The 1,709-nt window shown below is 45.9% G+C and carries 4 protein-coding genes; all 4 read left to right on the top strand.

Going from position 1 to position 1,709, the window contains the following annotated elements:
• Positions 1-741, top strand: a 741-nt coding sequence (locus ACFINZ_RS09180) for an AAA family ATPase (RefSeq protein ID WP_375701372.1), incomplete at its 5' end; no start/stop codon positions are given.
• A complete protein-coding gene (locus ACFINZ_RS09185) occupies positions 738-1,001 on the top strand; it encodes a hypothetical protein (RefSeq protein ID WP_375672104.1) in 264 nt (87 codons plus the stop codon). The genes ACFINZ_RS09180 and ACFINZ_RS09185, both read left to right, overlap by 4 nt.
• Positions 998-1,249: a hypothetical protein gene (locus tag ACFINZ_RS09190; protein ID WP_375627417.1), complete on the top strand. Its 252-nt coding sequence runs from the start codon at positions 998-1,000 to the stop codon at positions 1,247-1,249. The genes ACFINZ_RS09185 and ACFINZ_RS09190 overlap by 4 nt, the downstream gene beginning before the upstream one ends.
• Before the next feature lie 14 nt (positions 1,250-1,263).
• Positions 1,264-1,709, top strand: a 446-nt coding sequence (locus ACFINZ_RS09195; protein WP_375701373.1) for a DUF3164 family protein, incomplete at its 3' end; no start/stop codon positions are given.

Below are 1,709 nucleotides of genomic sequence, written 5' to 3' on the forward strand. Positions count from 1 at the left end.
GCGGGGTTTTTGGAGCGCATTCCTGAAAAACCAGCCTTTCAGAGGAATCGAATTGCCAGTGAGATTATTGATACTTTAACACTGGCACAAAGTACGGGGGATATGGTGATGATTACGCTTGATGCGGGCAGTGGCAAGACCGAAACCTGCCGCCATTATCGCTCTACCCGCCCGCATGTTTATCTGGTGACAGCCAGCCCGCATACGCGCAGTGTTCACGGTATTTTGAATGATATGGCAGCAGAATTGGAAGTGGTGGAATATAATCCCACCCGCTTAACGCGTGCGATTGGCAAAAAGTTAGAGCGTGTTGGTGGCGGAACATTGTTGATTGTTGATGAGGCGCAAAATTTAACGGATGAAGCGATTAATCAGTTGCGCCACTTTGTTGATATCAACGGTACGGGGTTGGCTTTGGTTGGCAATGATGAGATCTCGGGGCGGTTGGTTCATCGTCAAAATGGTCCCTCTTATGCGCAAATTAAAAGCCGATTGGCGATGCATTTGAAACGGCGCAAGCCTTATAGTGAGGATATTGCGGCGCGCATTCATGATTGGGGGATTGAAGATGTTGGTGCGATAAAGTTTTTGACAGGGATAGGCTTAAAGGCTGGAGCTTTGCGGCAAATTGACAAAACCATGATGTTGGCACGCATGGCAGCGCTTGGAGATGGGTGTGAGGTGACTTTGAAACATGTCAAAGCGGCATGGAAAAACCGTGACGTGGAGGAATTGGCATGATCTCTTTATGCGACAAAGAATTATCCGATACGCTTGTTGGTCTTTATGACGATTATCAATGCGGTTTTGATATTGGAGAAAAGCTTCAATTGTGTGTTGATTTGGCGTTATTGCTTGAATTGGAGTTGAGTGTTCATCGTTTGGGGGAGGCGGATGCGGTTTTGGAAGCTGAAGTTGCAGAAGTTTTGGCTGAGTGTGAAGGCTCTGATGCGGATGAGAGCAATCGTGTGATTTATATGGATTTTGGAGGAAGCAAATGATGGAACGTAACCCCTATATGGTGAGAGAGTGCTTGATTGCTTTGCGCTCTGCCTTTTTACAGTATGAGGTGAATGGCATTTTTATGCATGGACAAGATGTTCGAGAATTGAATGAGTATTTGCGTCGTTTGGCAGGCTATAACCACGTTTTAGGTCATGAGCTTATGCGGTGTCGTTGGCAATTGAAAGCGGGATGTGCGCCTTCTTCAGGGGATGTTGTGCCATTTCGTCGGTTTCAAAAAACATAAGGAGGAAGTTGGTGATGAATCCACAAATTGAACTTGAAGGTACGCGTTATATGAAGGATGCGAAAGGGGCTTTGGTGCCGGTAAGTTTGATCCGCCCTGCGGATTTGTTAGAGGATGAAACGGTGCGCAAAATTATGGGTTTTGCGAAAGAATTATCGGCAAGGATTGCACGTTTTAACAACCATACGATTGCGGATTTGAGTGATTTTGATAGCTTGCTTGCGCAAGAATATGGTGTGGAGCGGCGTGGCAAAAAGGGCAATTGTACTTACACAAGCTTTGATGGTTTGCAACGCATTAAGGTGCAGGTACAGGAAAGTGTTGATTTTGGACCGCAATTGCAAATTGCCAAAAGCCTTCTTGATGAGTGTTTGAATGAATGGTCTGCGGATGCACGCCCTGAAATCCGTGCGATTATTACGCGTGCTTTTAATACGGATAAAGAAGGCAAGGTGAATCG

The sequence above is a fragment of the Bartonella sp. AA81SXKL genome, assembly GCF_042196945.1.
Lineage (GTDB): Bacteria > Pseudomonadota > Alphaproteobacteria > Rhizobiales > Rhizobiaceae > Bartonella.